The organism is Sulfitobacter sp. UBA1132, assembly GCF_002311545.1.
GTDB lineage: Bacteria > Pseudomonadota > Alphaproteobacteria > Rhodobacterales > Rhodobacteraceae > Sulfitobacter > Sulfitobacter pontiacus.
The window spans coordinates 186,740-208,376 of record NZ_DCAN01000004.1 but is presented as its reverse complement, the minus strand read 5'-3'; the positions used below and the strand labels follow the sequence as shown (position 1 = coordinate 208,376).

Below are 21,637 nucleotides of genomic sequence, written 5' to 3'. Positions count from 1 at the left end.
TATCTCAGCGCGCATGTATACCATTGCCGCCCTCTATCATTTCAGCCGTTTTGACGCGCCTGACGCCCTGCGCCCGCCGTTGATTGCGCTTTGTGCGCAACATGACGTCAAAGGCACGCTGCTTGTCGCCGCCGAAGGCATCAACGGCACCATCGCCGGCCCCCGTGCGGGGATCGACGCGGTCATCGCGCATATCCGTGCCCTGCCCGGCTGCGCCGATCTTGAGTGGAAGGAAAGCACCGCCACGACGCCGCCCTTCGGCAAGATGAAGGTCCGCCTGAAGCGCGAGATCGTGACCATGGGTCAGCCCGATGTCGATCCGCTGGCCAAGGTCGGGCATTACGTCGATCCCGCTGACTGGAACGATCTGATCGGCCGCGACGATGTTGCCGTGATCGACACGCGCAATGATTATGAGGTCGCGATCGGCACCTTCGACGGGGCCATCGACCCGGAAACCCAGAGCTTTGGCGAATTCCCCGCCTGGTGGGAGGCGAATAAGGACCGGTTCCACAACAAGAAAATCGCGATGTTCTGCACCGGCGGTATCCGGTGTGAGAAATCGACCAACTACCTGATCGGCCAAGGGGTGGAGGACGTGTTCCACCTCAAGGGGGGCATCCTCAAGTACCTTGAAGAAGTCCCCGAAGAGCAAAGCAGCTGGAAAGGCGATTGCTTTGTCTTTGATAACCGGGTCAGCGTAGGTCACGGGTTGAAAGAAGGGCCGCATATGCTGTGCCACGGTTGCCGTCGCCCGATCCTGCCCGAAGATACCGCAAAGCCCGGATACGAGGCCGGCGTCAGCTGCCCGCAGTGTATCAATGAAACCTCTGACGCGGATAAGGCGCGGTTCCGTGAGCGCCAGCGGCAGATGACGCTTGCCAAAGCACGCGGCGAAACCCACCGCAGCTGATCACGCCGTCGGCCCGCCCTGTTCCAAGCGCGGGCCGGTGGTGCAGGTTAAGCCCCGAACCCTTCGCGCCCGATAGAGACATAGGCCGAGAAACCGGCGCGTTTGGCATCTTTCGGGCTGTAGATATTGCGCAGATCTGCCATCGCAGGGGTCGCCATGCGCTTGGCCATCCGCTTGAGGTCCAGCGCGCGGAATTCATTCCACTCCGTCAGAATGACCAGCGCGTCCGCATTTTGCGCGGCCTTATAGGCATCCTCCAGCCACGACACGCCCGGCAGCAAGGCTTCGCCCTCGCGTTTGCCCTGCGGATCAACCACACGCACCTTGGCCCCGTTGCCCACCAGCGATGGCACAATCGTCAAGCTGGGAGAGTCGCGCATATCGTCGGTGTTGGGCTTGAACGTTACCCCCAGCACCGCGATGGTCTTGCCGTTTACCGACCCGCCACAGATGTCGACCACCTTGTCGATCATCCGGCGTTTGACCTCGTCGTTCACCTTGATCACGGTTTCGGTCAGCTGCATCGGCACCGAATGATCCTGCCCCATCCGCGCCAAGGCCTGCGTGTCTTTCGGGAAGCAGCTCCCGCCGTAGCCCGGGCCCGCATGCAGGAACTTGGACCCGATCCGGTTATCCAGCCCCATGCCCTTCGACACCATTTTCACATCTGCGCCAGTGCGTTCACACAGGGCCGCGATTTCGTTGATAAAGGTAATCTTGGTCGCCAAAAACGCGTTGGCGGCGTATTTGATCATCTCTGCGCTTTCCAGATCGGTCGACATGATCGAAAACTCGCGCAGCGAGAGCGGGCGGTAGATGTCCTTCATCACCTGTTCGGCGCGTTCATTCTGCGTCCCTACAACCACGCGGTCGGGGCGCATAAAGTCGTCAATCGCGGCCCCTTCACGCAGGAATTCCGGGTTCGAGGCAACGTCGAATTCGGCCTTAGGATTGGCTTTGGCGACGACCTGTTTGACCTGACGGTTGGTGCCCACGGGCACAGTCGATTTGGTGACGATCACCGCATACCCCGTCAGGACAGAGGCAATCTCTTCTGCGGCGGCCATGACATAGGTCAGATCTGCATGGCCATCCCCGCGCCGGGTCGGCGTCCCAACCGCGATAAACACGGCATCCGCACCATCCACTGCACTGGCAAGGTCACCGGTGAAAGACAGACGCCCCGCGGCAACGTTCTTGGCCATCAAATCATCAAGACCGGGTTCGTAGATCGGGACGATACCCTTTTCCAACTTCTCGATTTTAGACGGGTCTTTGTCGACACAGACAACTTCATGCCCGAAATCCGAGAAACAAACACCCGAGACCAAACCGACATAGCCGGTGCCAATCATCGCAATCTTCATGAAACTTTATCCTAAATCAATTTGACAGTCAGCAAGCCAAGCCAGCCGGTGCACCCACATCTAGTGATCTGACAGCGCAAAACCAAGATAGGCAAATGGCATCAAAAGTCGACGCAAGCGCCCCAGCTCGAACTTTCGCAGCGGTTTTTGCATGACCTGAGGGTAGGGCCGATCGATGGTTTTGCCCATCACCAGATCCGCGACCAGCCCGCCCGAATAGCTGCCCATTGCAACACCATTCCCATGATAACAAAGACTTGCATAGACAGCACCGGGGTCAGGGAGCTTGCCGACAAAGGGCATTTGCGCGCGCGACAGACATACCATACCGGACCATTGGTAGGGTGTCTCAACGTCTTTCCACGCCGGGAAAAACTTTTCAAAATCGCGGCGTACACGCGCAATGGCGCGCGCCTCTGCCGCTTTGCCCGTCACCAAACCGCCGCGCATGCCGAACAACATCCGGCGGTCCGGCATCAGCCTGAAATAATGCAGCAAATTGCGCGTATCTGCGGACATATAATCACTCTTCCACCCCGCGGCATCGAGCTCTGCCTCGGTCAGGGGGCGGGTCACAAGGACCGTCGACTGCGTGGGCATATAGCGCGCAGACAGCCCCGGCACCAAATCTTCCGACGAATACCCGTTCGTGGCGACAATCACTTTTTGTGCACGCACCCTGCCCTTGGGCGTACGAACGTCGTGACCCTGCGCCGCCTGCCGCACCTCAAGCGCAGGCGTATCATGGTAAATGACCGCGCCCGCCTTTTCCGCCGCCGCAGCAAGGCCGGTCACGTATTTCCGCGGGTTCAGCGCAAAGCCCGCCGGAATATGCAGCGCCCCGTGGAACGGCCCTGAAAGCCCATGCGCCGCGAAGTCCGCGGGATCAACAAGCCGCGCGTCTAGCCCGTAGTTCTCTCGCACCTCGCGGGCGCGCGTGCGAAAATCGTCCATATCCTTGGGCCGATGCGCCAGCTCGATCTCCCCGTCAGAGTGGCGGTCAACCTCGATCCCATGCCGCGTGATCAACGCATCAACAAAGTTGATCGCCGCCAGCTCAGCCGCGCGAAAGCGCAACCGATCCTCGCGCCCTGCAAGCTTGTCCAGCGCGGCATCGCTGAGCCGCCCGCCCCCAAGGCAGCAAAAGCCCCCGTTGCGGCCCGACGCGCCCCAGCCGACGTATCGGTTTTCCAGCACGACCGCAGAATACCCAGCCTCCGCAAGGCGCAACGCGGCAGAGAGCCCGGTAAAGCCGCCACCCACAATCGCCACGTCACAGGATACGTCACCTTCCAACGCAGACCTGTCGGTAGCGGCGCAGGTTTGATCCCACCAACAATTTTCCCTAGGCGCATCTGTATAGGCAAAATCGTTAAATATTCGTTTCATGCCGCCGCTCTTTCATGCCACGGCGCGTTCCGCCGCCTGCACATCGCGTTGCGCCTTGATCGCCTTGCGCTTCGATATCAGTGACGCCGTGATAACCCCGAAAGTCACGATACCGATCATGATGGTGGATAATGCGTTAATCTCGGGCGAGACGCCAAGACGCACCGCGCTCCAGATCTTGATCGGCAGGGTTGTGGAGGACGGGCCCGTGGTAAACGAAGCGATAACAAGGTCGTCCAGCGAAAGCGTGAACGCCAGCAGCCACCCCGAGATGACAGCCGGCGCAATGATCGGCAAGGTCACCAAACGGAAGGCGTCGAAAGGCGAACACCCAAGGTCCAGCGCCGCCTCCTCCAGCGACCGGTCAAAAGTCACCAGCCGCGATGACACGACCACTGAGACATAGCACATCGAAAAGGTCGTGTGTGCCAGCACGATGGTCAGCGTCCCCCGGTCCAGCCCGATCCCGATAAACAGAAGCAACAGCGAGAGGCCGGTAATCACCTCCGGCATGACCAGCGGTGCGTAGATCATACCCGAGAAAAGCGTACGCCCAGCAAACCGCCCGCCGCGCACAAGGATGTATGCCGCCATCGTCCCCAACACCGTTGCCAGCGTAGAGGACGCCACCGCGACCTTCAGCGTTACCATCGCAGCATTCAGAAATGCCTCATTCTGAAGCAGCTCGCCGTACCATTTGGTCGAGAAGCCGGCCCACACTGTCACCAGTTTCGAACTGTTAAAACTGTAGATGACCAGCAGGATCATCGGCAGATAAAGAAAAGCAAACCCGAGGGTGAGCGACGTAATATTGAACCAGCTTGCGCGTCTCATGACTCCACCTCCGCCTGACGTTGCTGGTTGCGTTGGAACAGAACGATTGGAACGATCAGTATCAGCAGCAGGATCACCGCCACCGCGCTCGCGACTGGCCAGTCGCGGTTGTTAAAGAACTCCTCGAACAAGACCTTGCCGATCATCAACGTCCCTGAGCCGCCCAACAAAGACGGAATAACAAATTCGCCCAGCGCGGGGATAAAGACAAGGAAGCACCCTGCAATGATCCCGTTACGAGACAAAGGTATCGTGACCAGCCAAAATGCTTTCAGCCGTGAACATCCCAGATCTTCAGCGGCCTCGATCAAGGATTCGTCCAACCGATCCAGCGCGGCATAGATCGGTAGAATCATGAATGGCAGATAAGTGTAAACAATTCCTATATAGACCGCGGTCGTCGTGTTCATGATCGTCAAAGGCGTATCGATGATGCCCAACCACAGCAGGAATTGATTCAAAAGCCCCTCATTACTCAGAATACCGACCCACGCGTAAACGCGGATCAGGAAGCTGGTCCAAAAGGGCAAAATCACCAGCATCATGAGGGTCGGACGCCATTCCTCGGGCGCGCGAGCCATGCCGTAGGCCATGGGGTAGCCCACCAAAACCGCTAAAACTGTAGATATTAACGCAATCTTCAAACTGCTTAGGTAAGCCTTCCAGTAGAGATCGTCCGAAGCAAGAAAGGTAAAGTTTTCCAGATCGAATGCCGCGAACATCGCCCAGATCCCGTCCTTTGCCGTCGGGGAGTAAGGAGGAATCGACAAAGCCAGATCAGAGAGAGAAATTTTAAAAACAATGATGAAAGGAATGAGAAACAGCGCGAGCAACCAGGCATAGGGCACCGCGATAAGGAAAAAGCGACGCATATTCATCGCTCCAACAGGACGCCGGCGGTGGCGCTCCATGAAATCCAGACCTTATCCTCCCACGTGATCGTGCGGCGCGACAGCCGACGCGTGTTTGCGGTCTGTGCCTTGATCACTTGACCACCGGCCAGCTGGACATGGTAGGTGCTGAGATTGCCAAGATATGCGATGTCCAGAACGGAGCCCTGAACTGCGTTCTTCATTTCTGTCGGCTTCTCGGTAGAAATGGCGATCTTCTCCGGTCGGATCGCAAGATGAGCTTCCTGCCCATCGCTAAAGGGGCGTTCTGATGCCGCAAGCAAGGGGGCCTCATTCGCGACCCAATCAAGGTGGTACATATTTTCGCCCGCGGGCTTCACCGTGCCAGAGATAATGTTCACGTCACCGATGAAGTCAGCGACGTAGACGGAATTAGGTGCTTCGTAGATACCTCCTGGCGTCGCGACCTGGATGATCTGCCCTTCGTCCATCACAGCCACGCGGCTCGCGACGGTCATCGCTTCCTCTTGGTCGTGGGTAACGATAACAAAGGTGGTCCCCGTGCTTTCCTGGATATCCATCAGCTCAAACTGGGTGTCCTGACGCAGCTTTTTGTCCAGCGCGCCAAGCGGTTCGTCCAGTAGCAAAAGCTTCGGCGCTTTGGCGAGGGACCGCGCAAGCGCGACCCGTTGACGTTGCCCCCCCGAGATCTGGTGGGGTTTGCGTTTGGCAAATTTGGTAAGGCGCGTCAGCTTGAGCATCTCTTCAACGCGCGCGGCGATATCTGCCTTGGACATATCCCCTCGTTTCAACCCAAAGGCGATATTCTCCCAGACAGACAGATGTGGGAACAGGGCATAGGACTGAAACATCATGTTCACCGCCCGCTTGTTCGGCGGGATGCCCGCGATATTCTTACCCGCCAATTCGATCTTGCCCGCGCTTGGGTTTTCAAACCCGGCAAGCATGCGCATCATCGTTGTTTTACCGCAGCCCGAAGGCCCCAGCAGAGCAAAGAACTCGCTTTCATAAATACTCAAAGACAGATCATCGATCGCAACGAAATCGCCAAAACGCTTTGTCACATTCTCGAAGCGGATAAGCGGCTTTTCGTTCGGGTCATCCCACGGGGCGAAAACGGGTTGGCTCACTTTGATCTATCCTTTGCACAGCGTTTACCCCTCCGGGTGGAAGGGTCCGGTTGATCGGGTCAAAACCGGTAAGGCTTTGACCCGATGCGATTTTAGATACCAGATTTGATCTTCGTCCACATACGCGTGACGACACGTTGTACCTTGGGTGAATATGAAGAAATGGTATACAGGTTTTCCAGCGTGGCTTCGTCTGGGTAAATCGCTGTGTCCCCGATCACGTCCTCGGCAAGGAACTCCTGGCTCGCCTTGTTGCCGTTCGCATAGTAAACGTAGTTCGACGCGGCGGCCATATTCTCTGGTTCCATCATGAAATTCAAGAACTTATGTGCCCCATCCGGGTTTGGCGCATCCGCTGGAATTGCCATATTGTCGAACCACATCAGCGCCCCTTCTTTTGGCGCGTAGTAGGCGATTTCGACACCGTTATCCGCCTCGGCGGCGCGGTCACGCGATTGCAGGATGTCACCCGACCAACCGAAGGCAACGCAGATATCACCGTTGGCCAGTGCGTTAATATACTCCGAGCTGTGGAACTTTTGAACGTGGGGGGCAACCGCCGTCAAAACAGGCTCTGCCTTCGCAATCACGTCGGGGTCCTGGGTTTGGGGATCTTCGCCCAGAAACTTCAGCGCCGCGGGGATCATTTCTGTCGGAGCGTCAAGGAAATGCACGCCACATTCGGCCAGCTTTTCCATATTCTCGGGCTTGAATACGAGGTCAAGCGAATCAACAGGGGCATCTTCGCCCAGCACTTCCTTAACCTTGGTCATGTTCACGCCAAGCCCGGTGGTGCCCCACATATAGTTAACGGCATATTCGTTCCCGGGGTCGTATTTCGATACGCGGTCCTCGATCACGTCCCACATGTTGCTGATGTTCGGCAGTTTGTCTTTGTCGAGCTTCTGGAAAACCCCCGCCGTGATCTGGCGTTCAAGGAAGGTGCCGGTCGGGACAACCACGTCATAGCCGGACCCGCCTGCAAGCATCTTGGTTTCAAGCACTTCGTTACTGTCAAACACGTCATAGATCAGATCAATGCCGGTTTCTTTTTCAAATTTCTGCAACAGGTCTTCGTCGATGTAGTCGGACCAGTTATAGACCCGCACCTCTTCACCCAAGGCGCTGGTGGCGATCAATGCCGTTGCTGCGATTGAACTGAGCAAGCTATATTTCATTGTCATCTCCCGTTGTGTAGGCTCAGTTGATCCGAACCTTTCGTCAATTTGATCAAGTTTTGCGTCATGCGACAAGATCATTTATAATTTTACGCAGGTGCATGCCGTGGTTCAAAATGTGGTTGAGTACAATTTAGGCAAATTTGATGAACGTAAATTCCGCTGACCTTGCGTCGCAAAAGCCTTTGGAAAGCCCGGCCAAGGTGCCGGCCCATCAGCATGTCTATGAACGCGTGCGCAAGCTGATCCTGTTCGGCGATCTTGCCCCCGGTCAGGCGGTCACCATTCAAGGCCTTGCAGAAACCCTTGATGCGGGCATGACCCCGGTGCGCGAAGCGCTGCGCCGCTTGATCGCTGAAGGCGCGCTGGTGCATCAGGGCAATCGCCGCGTATCGGTCCCTGTACTGGACCTCGAAGGGGTTAACGAGCTGGAATTCATGCGAAAAACCCTTGAAGCAGAGCTTGCTCAACGTGCCACAAGCCGCATGTCAGAGACTGTTTTAAGCGAACTCGCACAGGTGGACGACGCGCTGAACCACGCGATTGATCGTGGGGATATCGGCGAATACCTGACCCAGAACTACCGCTTTCACACCATCGTCAACACCTGTGCAGAGGCCCCTATTCTGGCCGCGACCGTCGACCGTTTATGGCTGTTGTTCGGCCCGTCGCTGCGCGTGGTCTGCGGTCGGTTTGGCACGTCGAACCTGCCGGATAAACATGCCGACTTGCTGGCGGCTTTTCGCGAAGGCGATGCGGCAAAGGCTGCGCAGGCCATGGCCGAGGATGTTTCTCAGGGCATGGTCCAGATTCGCGCCTCTCTTTGATTAAAATCTGATCGGCTGATAGCCGTTTATCATCACCACAGCAGAGCGATTCGATTGACTCTGCATAATTTGATCATATTCTGAACCCAATCTTCCCTCCCCATTCCCAGAGGTGTTCTTTATGGCCCATATCACCAACCACATGCCCACCGCCGAGCTGCAAGCACTTGACGCCGCGCATCACATGCACCCGTTCACCACCAATGACGAACTTGCCGAGAAGGGCGCGCGGATTATCACCCGTGCCAAGGGCGTCTACCTGACCGACAGTGAGGGGAACGAGATCCTTGACGGGATGGCGGGTCTTTGGTGCGTCAACATCGGTTATGGCCGTCAGGAAATGGCCGACGTCGCCGCGCGCCAGATGCTCGAGCTGAACTACTATAACACTTTCTTCATGACCTCGCACGTGCCCGCCATCGCCCTTGCAAAAGAGATCGCGTCACTGGCCCCCGGCGATCTGAACCATGTGTTCTTTGCCGGGTCGGGGTCCGAAGCGAATGACACCAACATCCGGATGGTGCGCACCTATTGGGCCATGAAAGGGAAGCCAGAGAAATCCCACATCATCAGCCGCAAGAATGCCTATCACGGGTCGTCGATGGGGTCCGGCTCCCTTGGTGGCATGAGCTATATGCACGAACAGGGCGGCATGCCGATCCCCGGCATTCACCACATCAACCAGCCTGACTGGTGGGTGGAAGGGGGCGACCTCACGCCCGAGGCCTTCGGCCTTGCCCGCGCGCAAGAGCTTGAGGCCAAGATCCTTGAGCTGGGGGCAGATAATGTCGCGGCGTTCATCGGTGAACCCATTCAGGGCGCGGGCGGGGTTATCGTGCCGCCAAGCACCTACTGGCCCGAAATCCAGCGTATTTGTGACAAGTACGACGTATTGATCATCGCGGACGAGGTGATCTGTGGCTTTGGCCGCACAGGCAGCTGGTTCGGCTCCGAGACGATGGGGATCAAGCCGCATATCATGACCATCGCCAAGGGCCTAAGCTCTGGCTACCAGCCGATTGGCGGGTCCATTGTGTGTGACGAGATCGCGCAGACCATCGGGTCCGGGGAGTTCAATCACGGCTATACCTATTCGGGGCACCCCGTCTGCTCGGCCGTGGCACTGGAAAACCTGCGGATTATGCAGGACGAAAACATTCTGGATCACGTGAACAATGTTGCGGCCCCCGCCCTGAAGGAAGGCTTGGCCAAACTGGCAGAGCATCCTTTGGTCGGCACCGTCAACGTCGCGGGCCTTATGGCCTCGCTGCCGCTGTCCCCGCGCAAAGAAACGCGGTCAAAGTTCGCAGGCGATGCAGGAACCGTCGGTTATATGTGTCGTGAACGCTGCTTTGCGAATAATCTGGTGATGCGCCACGTTGGCGACCGGATGATCATCTCGCCACCGCTGGTGATCACCCCCGAAGAGATCAAAGTATTCATGACGCGCGCCACCAAAGCGCTGGATGAAACCTATACCGCGGTCAAAGAAGGCGGCCTGCTCAAGGCAGCCGAAGACCACGCGCAAGACGCTGAATCGCCGCTCGGCTAAGGCGTGACATACATTCGGGACGAGGCGCAAAGGTCGCCCGTCCCGCCGCTGGAAGCACTGCAAGGACTTGTCTGTTTGCGACATCGGCAGTGGCTGACCAGCGCTCAAAATCGCCGGGTTCGGGGCGAGCCGCTGATGCTTAACCTATGGCAGATATTAACGAATTCCCCTTATTTCAAGCAGGCTGCACAGTAATTCCGCAGGCAAAAGAACTGTTTCTTGTCAAATAACCGTCGATCTTCCCGCAATTGACGCTTTCTGCCCAAAAGTGTCGTTAATTGGTTGCAAAGCGGAAACCAGCCAGTTTTAACTTCCTGTCAACAAGGGCGCTTGAACGTCACAATAAACGGGGAGCCAGCTTTGGCAGATACTTCAGCAACGAATGCGTTCGTAGAATTTGAACGCGTGCAGAAAAGCTATGACGGCGAAAATCTCGTCGTAAAAGACCTCAACCTGTCGATGCCGAAAGGCGAGTTTCTGACAATGCTCGGGCCATCGGGGTCCGGCAAGACCACCTGCCTGATGATGCTGGCGGGTTTCGAAACGGCCACGCATGGCGATATCCGGCTTGATGGTAAATCGATCAACAACATCCCGCCGCACAAACGCGGCATTGGCATGGTGTTCCAGAACTACGCGCTTTTCCCGCATATGACCGTTGCCGAAAACCTCGCCTTCCCGCTTGAGGTGCGCAAGATCGGCAAGTCCGAGCGTGAAGAGAAAGTGAAGATCGCGCTGGACCGTGTTCAGATGGGCGACTTCGGCGGCCGCCGTCCGGCACAGCTTTCCGGTGGTCAGCAGCAACGTGTTGCCTTGGCCCGTGCTTTGGTCTTCGAACCCGAACTGGTGTTGATGGACGAACCGCTGGGGGCGTTGGACAAACAGCTGCGTGAAACATTGCAGTTCGAGATCACGCATCTGGCGCATGAACTGGGCATCACCGTGGTCTACGTGACCCACGACCAGACCGAAGCGCTGACAATGTCCGACCGCGTGGCCGTGTTTGAAAACGGGCGCATCCAACAGTTGGCCCCGCCCGATCTGTTGTATGAAGAGCCCGAAAACAGCTTTGTTGCGCAGTTCATCGGCGAGAATAACACTCTTGAAGGCGTTGTGACCGAGATCAAGGGCGGCACTTGCCTTGTGCAGCTGGACGGCGGCGGCCTGATCGAGGCAAAGCCGATCAACGTGACCCGCGCCGGCGAACGCACCCGCGTATCGATCCGCCCCGAACGTGTCGAATTCAACAAGGACCGGATGCAGGAAGGGGCACACACCCTGAAAGCCGAAGTGCTTGAATTCGTCTATATGGGCGACATCTTCCGCACCCGCCTGCGGGTTGCCGGGACCGACAACTTTATCATCAAGACACGAAACGCACCCGATCAGGTACGTTTGAAGCCAGGCCAGCAGATCGAGATTGGCTGGTTGGCAGAGGATTGCCGCGCCCTCGACGCATAAGCGTCAGGACGCGGCCGGCCGTCCAACGTTCGACGGCGTCGCACGAGGCTGTGGTTAAGCCCGATATCACACCCTCAAGACCCTAACGGGCATATAATGGGAGACTATCTAATGAAGTTTACGACAACGCTACTCGCATCCTCCGCGATCATTGGCGCTGGCACATTGGCATTCGCCGATGCGCATGCGGACATGGCCAAAGAGATGACGCTTGTTTCCTGGGGTGGCGCTTACCAAGCCAGCCAAGACAAAGCGTATCTGCAGCCCTATCTGGAAATGCACCCTGAACTCTCTGCTGTTTGGGATGAAAGCTCCAACGAAGCCGTGGCAAAACTGCGCGCGATGAACGAAGCCGGCAACGTGACCTGGGATCTGGTCGACGTGGTTGCAGCTGACGCCATCCGCCTGTGCGACGAAGGTCTGGCGATGGAAATCGACGCGGACGAAATGCTGGCAGAAGCCCCCGACGGGACATCCGCTGAAGACGACTTTGGCGACCTGCTGGTCAGCGACTGCTTTATCCCGCAGATCGTGTATTCAACCACATTCGGGTATCGCACAGACATGGTTGGTGACACGCCTCCAACCAAAATCTGCGACGTCTTCGACACCGAAGCCTACCCAGGCAAGCGCGCGCTTGAAAAGCGCCCCATCAACAACATGGAATGGGCGCTGCTCTGTGACGGCGTTGCAAAGGACGAAGTCTATGACGTTCTGGCAACTCCAGAAGGTCAGGAACAGGCTCTGGCCAAGCTCGACACCATCAAGGACGACGTGATCTGGTGGTCCGCCGGTGCCGACACGCCACAGCTGCTGGCCGATGGCGAAGTCGTCATGGGTTCCACCTACAACGGCCGTCTGTTCAGCGTTATCGAAGAGCAAGACCAGCCCGTTGCAATGCTGTGGGACGCACAGGTGTTCGACCTTGACGGTTGGATCATCCCAGCAGGTCTGCCTGACGACCGTCTGGCGCGCGTCAAAGACTTCGTGAAATTCGCGACAGACACCCAGCGTCTGGCGGATCAATCGCAGTACATCAGCTACGGCCCTGCCCGTTTGTCCTCCGCTCCTATGGTTGGCAAGCACGCAGAACTGGGCATCGACATGGCACCACACATGCCAACCGACCCGGCCAACGCAAAGAACACGTTCCTCTACAACTACGAGTTCTGGGCTGACTACCGCGACGACATCGACGCGAAGTTCCAGGCATGGTTGGCGCAATAATCGGCTGAACCATTCGGAGGAGGCCGCTTTGGCCTCCTCCACCCCTTATTTGTTTTTCCATTTTCCCGACCTTCCAGCGACCTAACCCCATGGGGCCGATATGAGCGATACCGCCGACGCGACGAATGACACACCTGAACAGACCGGCCCGATGCTGGCCGCGGACGGCACACCGCTGAAACGCAGCCTGAACCGTGCGCTCCGTCGTCAGAAGCTCAGCGCGCTTTTGCTGATCGCCCCTCTGCTGATCTTTATCCTGATCACCTTTATCGCACCGATCGCCGATATGCTGTTCCGCTCTGTCGAGAACCAGATCGTCAGCGACACACTGCCCCGCACCACGCAAACCCTGTCCGACTGGGACAGCGAAAGCGGTGAAACCCCCGGTGCCCCCGTCTACAAGGCGCTCTACGAAGACCTGTTCATCGCACAGGAACGCAAATTGCACACCCGTCTGGGCTCAAGGCTCAACTACGAGCTGACCGGTGCATCGTCCCTGTTCCGCAAATCCGGCCGCGGCGTGGATGACATTGGCGAAGTGTTTCAGGACCAGTTCGAGGATCTGAACGACTTCTGGAAGAAGGGCGAAAACTGGAACGCGCTGCTTGGCTCCGACGCATGGCTGGCAGAGATTTCCGACTGGAAAAAATCCTCCGGCGACGACCAGCCCGCGTTTGAAATGCGCGAAGGCATGGCAGAGCTTCTGCCCGAGACCGCCGAATACTACGAAATTTTCGCCGACTTCGTTCAGAACGACGACGAAGACAACCTCTACAAGGAAGACCCATGGGCGCTGATCTACTCGGCACTCTATGACGACCTGACAGGCCCCACGGCATCGCAAATCGCCAGCTATTCAGGCCCGGCATCAGCCGAACTGACCGAGGCAGCCGCAGCCGCCCCTACATTCGACGCAGTCGATTACAAAACAGCCTTCACCGAGATTGACGACGATTGGGGCAAAACCCCGATCTGGAGCACAATCCGCGCCTACAGTCCCGCGCTGACCAACGGCTACTTCCTGAATGCCGTCGACATGCAGAAAACGGCTGACGGTCCCGAATTCCGCCCCGACAACGAACGCATCTACGGCACGCTGTTCCTGCGCACGCTGTTCATGTCGGTCTGCATCACCCTCAGCTGTATCCTGCTGGGCTATCCGGTGGCGTGGATCCTCGCCAACCTGCCCGCGCGTACCGCGAACCTGCTGATGATCCTCGTGCTGCTGCCCTTCTGGACCTCGCTTCTGGTGCGGACATCGGCGTGGAAGGTCATGCTGCAACAACAGGGTGTGATCAACGATACACTGGTGTGGCTGGGGCTGGTGGCCGATGACAGCCGTCTTGCGCTGATCAACAACCAAACCGGCACGATCATCGCGATGACGCACATCCTGCTGCCCTTCATGATCCTCCCGCTCTATTCCGTGATGCAAACAGTACCGCCCAGCTATCTACGTGCGGCAAAGTCGCTGGGGGCCACGAACTGGACAGCCTTCTGGCGCGTGTATTTCCCGCAATCAGTGCCCGGCATCGGCGCGGGGTCGATCCTCGTGTTCATCCTGTCGATCGGCTACTACATCACGCCGGAAATCGTCGGCGGCACCACGGGGACATTCATCTCCAACCGGATTGCCTACCACATCTCCAGCTCGCTCAACTGGGGCCTCGCGGCCGCGCTTGGGGCGATCCTGCTGGCCGTGGTGCTTGGGCTTTACTGGGCCTACGACAAGATCGTCGGCATCGACAACGTGAAACTGGGAGGCTGATATCATGGTCGCACTCACACCTATCTCCCGCAAACCCGTCGGTTTCTATGTACCGGTTGTCGCCGCAGCAGGCGCCTTTGCCGGTCTCTTTGTTGGCACCGCCCAAGGCAGCGGACTGCTGGGCATCCTGATCGGAGCGCTCTCCATGGGGGCGCTGGCCTTTGTGCTGACACAGCTGATCAAGAACGAAACCATCGCCCGCTGGACATCTGTCATTCTGCTGGGGGTGATCGGCTTTATTCTGGGCGGCGTGCCCATGCTGGTCTTGGGGGCCATCTTCGGCTGGTTCTTCGGCTGGTTCAGCTTCTGGCTCTACGAGGGACGCTACCGCGCCAAGGTCGCGCCCTATCTGACCCCGGGTCAGGTGCTTTGGCACTTTGCCTTCCGCATCATTTGCGGCGCGATCCTTGTGTTCCTGATCACACCGATCCTCGTGGTCATGCCACTTAGCTTCAATGCCGAGAACTTCTTTACCTTCACCCCTGAAATGCTGCGTTTCGATCCCGAAGGGTATTCGCTGCGCCACTACAAGGACTTTTTCAGCAGCTCCGCATGGCAAGGTGCCGTCTGGAACTCGATCAAGATCGCCCCGGCCGCGACCCTTCTGTCGGTCAGCTTCGGTACCCTCGCGGCGATTGGCCTGAGCCAGCAGCACGTGCCGTTCCGGCGCGCGATCATGGCAATCCTGATCTCGCCCATGATCGTCCCCCTGATCATCTCGGCGGCGGGCATGTACTTCTTCTACAGCCGCGTCGGCCTGCAGGGCACATATGTTGGCGTCGTCTTGGCACACGCAGCCTTGGGCATTCCCTTCGTCATCATCACCGTCACCGCGACACTGGTAGGCTTTGACCGGTCTCTCACCCGCGCGGCGGCGAATATGGGGGCCAATCCGGTCACAACCTTCTTCCGCGTGCAAATGCCGTTGATCCTGCCGGGCGTGATCTCGGGCGGTTTGTTCGCCTTCATCACCTCGTTTGATGAAGTCGTCGTAGTGCTCTTTGTCGGGTCTGCGGGTCAGAAAACGCTCCCGTGGCAGATGTTTACCGGCCTGCGCGAACAGATCAGCCCCACGATCCTTGCCGTTGCGACGATCCTCGTGGTCATCTCGATCTGCCTGCTGACCGTGGTCGAACTACTGCGCCGCCGCTCCGAAAGGCTGCGCGGGATGTCACCCGGCTAAGCCGCTTCCAAATGGTTTAAAATCCTCGCCGAAGGCACGCGCTGGACCGAAAGGTCCGGCGCGTTTCATTTACGCCAGATTATTCCGCCGCGGCTGCGCGCAGCGTCTCCAACAATCGGGGGGAGGCATAGCCGTCGGGCACAAGCCCCTGCGACAATTGGAACTCGCGCACCGCATTGATGGTCAGCGGGCCGATTTTCGCGTCGATCTGGACCGTATCAAACCCCTGCGCCGTCAGCTGCGTCTGAAGCTCGATCCGTTCGTCATAGGTCAGCGCGCGGTCTTGCACCGGCCAGCTGGCCTCGATCGGCCCGCCCCCGGCGATACGGTCCGCCAGATGGCCCACGCCGATCACATAGGCATCGGCCGAATTATAGCGTTCGATCACCGCGAAATTGGCATAGATCAGAAACGCCGCACCCTCTGCCCCACCGGGCAAAAGCAGGGACGCAGGGCCGTGATCCCCCTGCGATCCTGTCACAGGGCGCACCCCAAGCGCACGCCATTCCGCTGCCGTTTTCAGGATATCGCGCCCCGCCAGAAGATAGTCGAACCCCTCGGGCAGGCGTACCTCGACGCCCCAAGGCTGCCCTTGGACCCATCCGAAATGCTTGAGATACGCCGCGGTAGAGGCAAGCGCGTCACGTGGATCATCGCTCCAGATATCGCGTTTGCCATCGCCGGTGAAATCCTCGGCATATTGCTGGAAGGACGAGGGCATGAACTGCGTGTGCCCCATTGCACCGGCCCAACTGCCCTGCATCCTCGCGGGCGTGGTATCGCCCGCCTGCAAGATCCGCAGCGCGTCCAGCAGTTCCCCTTCAAAAAAGGCCCGCCGCCGCCCCTCATAGGCCAATGTCGCGAGCGAGCTGAGCACCGGATCGCTGCCCCTGAAGGTGCCATAGGCGCTTTCGAGCCCCCAGATCGCGGTGACGATCTCTTTCTCGACGCCATAGCGCGTTTCGATCTGGGATAGTGCGTCGGCCTGCTCGGCCAGCGCCTTCTTCCCGTTGGTGACCCGTAGATCAGAGGTCGCGGTCTCCAGATAGGCCCAGATTGTTTTGGTGAATTCGGATTGGTTGCGGTCGCGGCGGATGACCTGCGGGTCATAGCGCACGGTCTGCATCACGCGGTCAAAGACCGCACCGTCGATCCCTGCGGCCAAGGCACGCGCACGGAAGGCGGTCACCCAGTCCTGCAACCCCGCCGCGTTGCCCGGCTTTTGCACAGCCGCGGGCGGGCGCGCAGTACCCTCGGCCCCCGCAGCGATCACACCTGTGGCACCCGTCACCGAGAGTGTCACCCCGCCAACCAATGCGCCAATTTTCAGCAGTTCCATTCCCGCGCCCTTCCCCAGCATCACGCTGCAAGCCTAGCGTCAAACGCCGCGTCCAGAAAGGCGGAGTTGCCCGCTGTGCGTGTTACTGCCTGCCTGTTCCTGCCTCGTGTACCGCTCCGGGGTTAGCGTCGTGTGCGTTTGACCTTGCGTTTCACCTTATCCGCCTTGCGCTTGGCTTTGACACCTTTGCGCTTGGGGTTGGTGCGGCCCGCAGGCCCACCGCGTCCGCGCCGCACCCCTTGGCCGCCCTTGGGCAGGGCGTCACCCTCAAGCGTCAGCAGCTCCAGCGCGATGCCCCCGGTGACCGGGACCGCCTCTGACAGGCGCACGGTGACACGCTGCCCGACAGAGATGATCATGCCCGTATCCGACCCCATCAGCGTGCCGGCCTCTTGGTCGAAATGGAAATACTCGCGCCCCAGCGACCGCATGGGTAGCAGCCCGTCTGCCCCGGTTTCGTCCAGCTTCACAAAGGCCCCAAATCGCGCCACGCCGCTGATCCGGCCCGAGAATTCATTGCCCACACGTTCCGACAGATAGGACGCGAGATAGCGATCGGTGGTGTCGCGCTCTGCCATCATCGACCGGCGTTCCGTGTCCGAGATATGCGCGCCGGTCTGTTCGATATCCTCGATATCATGCTGGCTTAGCCCGTCATTGCCCCAGCCGTGGGCAGTGATCAACGCGCGGTGCACGATCAAATCCGCGTAGCGCCGGATCGGAGAGGTGAAATGCGCGTAGGACCGCAGCGCCAGACCAAAGTGCCCGATATGCGCAGGCCCGTAATAGGCTTGCGTCATCGACCGCAGTGTCGACAGGTTGATCAGCTCTGCATCATCCGTGCCCGCCGCATCGTTCAGCAGCTTGTTCAGATGGCGCGTATGCAGCACCTGTCCCTTGGCCAGCGTATAGCCCGCCGCCTGCGCGGTTTCGCGCAAGGCGTCCAGCTTGGCGGGAGAGGGTTCTTCGTGGATGCGATAAAGCAGCGGCGTTTTCTTGGACAGCAGAGTCTCGGCGGCGGCGACATTGGCCAGCACCATGAACTCTTCGATCAAGCGGTGCGCATCCAGCCGGTCCTTGAAGTTCACCGATTTAACGGTGCCGTCCTTGTCCAGCTCGATCCGCCGCTCGGGCAGGTCAAGGTCCAGCGGCTGACGCTCGGCGCGGGCAGCTTGCAAGGCGGCATAGGCGGCGTAGATCGGTTTTAGCACAGGGTCCAGCAACGGGCCGGTGCGGTCATTGGGGGCACCGTCAATCGCGTCCTGCACCTCTTCGTAGTGCAGCGAGGCGGGAGAGCGCATCAGCCCGCGATGGAAGCTATGGCCGATCTTGTTGCCCGCCGCATCCAGCACCATGCGGACAGCGATACAGGCCCGCGGCACGCCTTCGTGCAACGAACACAGATCTCCCGACAGACGGTCGGGCAGCATCGGCACCACACGGTCGGGGAAATAGGTGGAATTGCCCCGTTTGCGCGCCTCGCGGTCCAGCGCAGAGCCGGGGGTGACATAGGCCGCAACATCGGCAATCGCGACCCAGACGACATGGCCGCCCTCGTTCTTGGGGTCTTCGTCAGCATGGGCATAGCATGCGTCATCATGGTCCCGCGCGTCCGACGGGTCGATGGTGATCAGGGGCAAATCGCGCAGATCCTCTCGCCCTTTCAGGCCCACGGGTTTCGCGGCATCGGCCTGCGCCATCACGTCGTCAGGAAAGTCGTCGGGGATACCATGCTGATGGATCGCGATCAGGGACACGGCCTTGGGTGCCGACGGATCCCCCAGACGTTCAACGATACGCGCCCGTGGCGATCCCATGCGCGCCTTTGGTCCGGCCTGTTCCGCCTCGACCAGTTCGCCATCCTTGGCCCCGTGGGTCGCGTCTTTGGGCACCCACCATTCCTTGTCGGACCCTTTGTCGATGGGCACAATGCGCCCGCCCTCTGTGGTCTTGCGGAAGATGCCCAAGACCCGCTGCGGGTTCGCGCCAATGCGGCGGATCAGCCGCGCCTCGTAGTGGTGGTCTTGCGCCTGTACCAGCGTCAACCGCGCCAGAATACGGTCGCCCGCACCCAAGGCCGGGTCAGAGGCACGGGGGATCACCAGCACCACGGGCTCCACACCTTCGCCCTGCCACTCCATCGGTTTGGCAAACAGATCGCCATCCTTGTCCGGCCCCGTGACCTGCAACACAGACACCGGCGGCAAGCGGTCAGGGTCCTGATAGCTGCGCTTGCGCTTTTCCAGATGGCCTTCGGCCTCCAGCTCTTTCAGCACGCGTTTCAGATCGATCCGGGCCGCCCCCTTGATGCCGAACGCCTTGGCGATGTCACGCTTGGCGGTCAGAGTGGGGTTTTCGGCGATCCATTCAAGGATCTCGGGCTTTGAAGGTATTTTGCTCATGCTTCACGAGGTAGCACGCGCACCCCGCTTCGTCATGGGCAAATCGTCGATTGTATCCACGTCCCGCAATGTGGCGACCTGTGCGATGCGGTGATCGGACAGCGTGGCGACGGTATCGGCCAGCGCATGCTCCGTGGACCAGCGGACGTTTTCAAAGAGGCGCGGCGGCACGGGGCGGGCGCGTTTCAGCCCGACCAGCCAATAGCCCCCGTCCGGTGCAGGCCCGAACACCGCGTCATGCGACCCGAGTGCGTGAAACGCATCGGCCACCCGCGCCGCGGTCACGCCCGGAATATCCGCCCCGATGACACAGACCGGCCCCGGGGGCGCAGCACGCAGCATACGGCCCATACGATCCCCCAGATCACCGCGCCCCTGCGGCCAGCGCGGTAGATGCGCGGGCCAGACACGGCTGGACAGCCCTGCCCGATCCGGCGCGACCGCCAGCACCACCTGCCAGCGCGGGTCTTGCACACGGCGGATCAACGCGCGGGTCTGATGCCGGAACCACCACGCGGCAGCGGTCATGCCCAGATCACGGCCAAGCCGCGTCTTGACCCGCCCCGGCAGCGGCTCTTTCACCATGATGACCAGCGTGCGGTTCAAAGCGACAGCACCATCTCGCGGTGATCAATGCCGGCGTCGTCAAAGACCGGCCCCTGCGCCACGAACCCCAACTTTTCGTAGAACCCCAAAGCATGCAACTGCGCGCCGAGCTTCACGAAGCGCACGGCAGGATCCTTGCGCGCCTCGTCTACCGCCGCGCGGATCAGCGCCGCGCCAAGCCCCGTACCGCGGTGGGACTTGATCACACATACGCGCCCGATCTTGGCCGTATCACCCTTGATATGCATCCGCGCAGAGCCGATCGGCAGCTCTTCCTCGGTGGCAAGGAAATGCGTCGCGTCATCGTCGCGGTCGTCCATTTCATCGGCTTCCGACACGTTCTGCTCTTCGATAAAGACGATGCGGCGCAGCAGGTGACAGCTGGCGAGGTCTTCGGTCACGGCGATATGGGCGGTCATGCGAAATAGTCCTTCAGGATGCGGGTATAGATGGATTTGAGCTGGTGGATCTGCGCCACCTCGACGTTTTCGTCGACCTCGTGCATGGACTGACCAACCAGCCCGAATTCAACCACAGGGCAATGGTGTTTCATGAACCGCGCATCCGACGTCCCGCCAGAGGTGGACAGTTCAGGTGTCACCCCCGTCTCTGCCTGCACCGCTTTGGACACCAGATCAGACAGCTCACCCGGCGGCGTAATAAAGCTCTCGCCCGAAATCTTGACCTTGAGCTCGACCTGCACACCAAAACTGTCGCGGATCGCGGCGGCCTGTTCCTCCAGCCAAGTGGTCAGGCTAGCGCCCGAATGCTTGTCGTTAAAACGGATGTTCACCGTCGCGCGGGTTTCAGCGGGGATCACGTTGGTCGCGGGGTTGCCGGTATCGACGGTGACAATCGCCAGCGTGGAGGGATCGAAATGGTCCGTCCCCTCGTCCAGCTGATGCGAGGCAAGCTGATCCATCAGCCGCATCATCGCAGGCATCGGGTTATTGGCACGGTGAGGATAGGCCGCATGGCCCTGTTTGCCGATCACGCGAAAATGCGCGTTCAGCGACCCGCGTCGCCCGATCTTGATCATCTCGCCCATTTTGTTCGGACATGTCGGCTCCCCCACCAGACAAACATCCATCCGTTCGCCCGCCTCTTGCATGTAATCCAGCAAGGCGCGGGTGCCGTCGACGCCTTCGGCTTCCTCGTCACCGGTGATTGCCAGTACGATGGACCCATCGGGGGGCGTATCGCGGACAAAGTCGATGGCCGCAGCGGTAAAGGCTGCCACACCGGATTTCATATCGGTGGTGCCGCGCCCGTACATGATGCCGTCATTGATCTCTGCGCCAAAGGGCGGCATCGTCCAGTCGGCCTCCTTCCCGATGGGCACGACATCGGTGTGACCGTTAAAGCCGAAGCTGCGGGTGTTGCCCTTGTTGCCCCAACGCGCAAAGAGGTTCTTGATCCCGCCACGGTCCGCCCAGGCACAATCAAACCCCGCCTCGGTCAGCAGATCGAACAGCACCTCTTGCGCGCCCCCATCTGCTGGGGTGACCGACGGGCAACGCACCAGTTTGGCGGTCAGGTCTACGGGATCGATGCTGGACATATCAGGGCTCCTTCGGCGTGTGTCGCGG

Annotated in this window: 18 protein-coding genes; 7 read left to right on the top strand and 11 right to left on the bottom strand. The window is 59.4% G+C overall.

Annotated elements, in window-relative coordinates; all coding sequences use genetic code 11:
- Positions 1–13 precede the first annotated feature (13 nt).
- Positions 14–913 carry a rhodanese-related sulfurtransferase gene (locus tag B4F27_RS01920; protein WP_286758703.1) on the top strand — a complete coding sequence of 300 codons (900 nt, stop codon included), beginning with the start codon at positions 14–16 and terminating at the stop codon, positions 911–913.
- Positions 914–960: 47 nt separating this feature from the next.
- Here B4F27_RS01920 and B4F27_RS01915 read toward each other — a convergent pair whose 3' ends face one another.
- The 6 genes from B4F27_RS01915 to B4F27_RS01890 all read right to left on the bottom strand — a co-directional run bounded on the left by B4F27_RS01915 (position 961) and on the right by B4F27_RS01890 (position 7,683).
- A complete protein-coding gene (locus B4F27_RS01915) occupies positions 961–2,280 on the bottom strand; it encodes a UDP-glucose dehydrogenase family protein (protein WP_009825590.1) in 1,320 nt (439 codons plus the stop codon).
- Between the two features lie 60 nt (positions 2,281–2,340).
- Entirely contained in the window at positions 2,341–3,669 is a 1,329-nt protein-coding gene (locus B4F27_RS01910; protein WP_286758702.1) for an NAD(P)/FAD-dependent oxidoreductase, read from the bottom strand.
- Positions 3,670–3,681: 12 nt separating this feature from the next.
- Positions 3,682–4,503, bottom strand: coding sequence for an ABC transporter permease (locus tag B4F27_RS01905; RefSeq protein ID WP_009825592.1), 822 nt, complete (start codon positions 4,501–4,503; stop codon positions 3,682–3,684).
- Positions 4,500–5,375: an ABC transporter permease subunit gene (locus tag B4F27_RS01900; protein WP_037942582.1), complete on the bottom strand. Its 876-nt coding sequence runs from the start codon at positions 5,373–5,375 to the stop codon at positions 4,500–4,502. The genes B4F27_RS01905 and B4F27_RS01900 overlap by 4 nt, the downstream gene beginning before the upstream one ends.
- A 2-nt stretch (positions 5,376–5,377) precedes the next feature.
- A complete protein-coding gene (locus B4F27_RS01895) occupies positions 5,378–6,505 on the bottom strand; it encodes an ABC transporter ATP-binding protein (RefSeq protein ID WP_197145858.1) in 1,128 nt (375 codons plus the stop codon).
- 92 nt (positions 6,506–6,597) lie between these two features.
- Entirely contained in the window at positions 6,598–7,683 is a 1,086-nt protein-coding gene (locus tag B4F27_RS01890; protein WP_386168907.1) for a polyamine ABC transporter substrate-binding protein, read from the bottom strand.
- Between the two features lie 146 nt (positions 7,684–7,829).
- Between B4F27_RS01890 and B4F27_RS01885 the strand changes: the two genes are divergently transcribed.
- From B4F27_RS01885 to B4F27_RS01860, 6 genes are all read left to right on the top strand, one after another.
- Complete coding sequence (locus B4F27_RS01885; RefSeq protein WP_286758700.1) at positions 7,830–8,510, top strand: GntR family transcriptional regulator; 681 nt, start codon at positions 7,830–7,832, stop codon at positions 8,508–8,510.
- Between the two features lie 121 nt (positions 8,511–8,631).
- Positions 8,632–10,062: an aspartate aminotransferase family protein gene (locus tag B4F27_RS01880; protein WP_037942577.1), complete on the top strand. Its 1,431-nt coding sequence runs from the start codon at positions 8,632–8,634 to the stop codon at positions 10,060–10,062.
- 360 nt (positions 10,063–10,422) lie between these two features.
- Positions 10,423–11,523, top strand: a complete 1,101-nt coding sequence (locus tag B4F27_RS01875; protein WP_005850522.1) for an ABC transporter ATP-binding protein — start codon at positions 10,423–10,425, stop codon at positions 11,521–11,523.
- 111 nt (positions 11,524–11,634) lie between these two features.
- Positions 11,635–12,750, top strand: a complete 1,116-nt coding sequence (locus B4F27_RS01870; RefSeq protein WP_009825599.1) for an extracellular solute-binding protein — start codon at positions 11,635–11,637, stop codon at positions 12,748–12,750.
- A gap of 100 nt (positions 12,751–12,850) precedes the next feature.
- The gene (locus tag B4F27_RS01865) at positions 12,851–14,518 is read left to right on the top strand and encodes an ABC transporter permease (protein WP_005850527.1); all 1,668 of its coding nucleotides are present in this window, start codon (positions 12,851–12,853) and stop codon (positions 14,516–14,518) included.
- Positions 14,519–14,522: 4 nt separating this feature from the next.
- Positions 14,523–15,701 carry an ABC transporter permease gene (locus B4F27_RS01860; protein ID WP_286758699.1) on the top strand — a complete coding sequence of 393 codons (1,179 nt, stop codon included), beginning with the start codon at positions 14,523–14,525 and terminating at the stop codon, positions 15,699–15,701.
- A 79-nt stretch (positions 15,702–15,780) separates the two neighbouring features.
- On the opposite strand, the gene B4F27_RS01855 is transcribed toward B4F27_RS01860, so the two are convergent.
- From B4F27_RS01855 to dapE, 5 genes are all read right to left on the bottom strand, one after another.
- Positions 15,781–17,040 carry a lytic murein transglycosylase gene (locus tag B4F27_RS01855; RefSeq protein WP_286758698.1) on the bottom strand — a complete coding sequence of 420 codons (1,260 nt, stop codon included), beginning with the start codon at positions 17,038–17,040 and terminating at the stop codon, positions 15,781–15,783.
- A gap of 122 nt (positions 17,041–17,162) precedes the next feature.
- Entirely contained in the window at positions 17,163–19,442 is a 2,280-nt protein-coding gene (gene rnr / locus B4F27_RS01850) for a ribonuclease R (RefSeq protein ID WP_286758697.1), read from the bottom strand.
- Positions 19,443–19,445: 3 nt separating this feature from the next.
- Complete coding sequence (locus B4F27_RS01845) at positions 19,446–20,048, bottom strand: TIGR04282 family arsenosugar biosynthesis glycosyltransferase (protein ID WP_286758696.1); 603 nt, start codon at positions 20,046–20,048, stop codon at positions 19,446–19,448.
- Positions 20,045–20,467: a GNAT family N-acetyltransferase gene (locus B4F27_RS01840; RefSeq protein WP_005850535.1), complete on the bottom strand. Its 423-nt coding sequence runs from the start codon at positions 20,465–20,467 to the stop codon at positions 20,045–20,047. Before B4F27_RS01840 ends, B4F27_RS01845 begins: the two co-directional genes overlap by 4 nt.
- Positions 20,464–21,609: a succinyl-diaminopimelate desuccinylase gene (dapE, locus tag B4F27_RS01835; protein WP_286758695.1), complete on the bottom strand. Its 1,146-nt coding sequence runs from the start codon at positions 21,607–21,609 to the stop codon at positions 20,464–20,466. The genes B4F27_RS01840 and dapE overlap by 4 nt, the downstream gene beginning before the upstream one ends.
- Between the last annotated feature and the right edge of the window lie 28 nt (positions 21,610–21,637).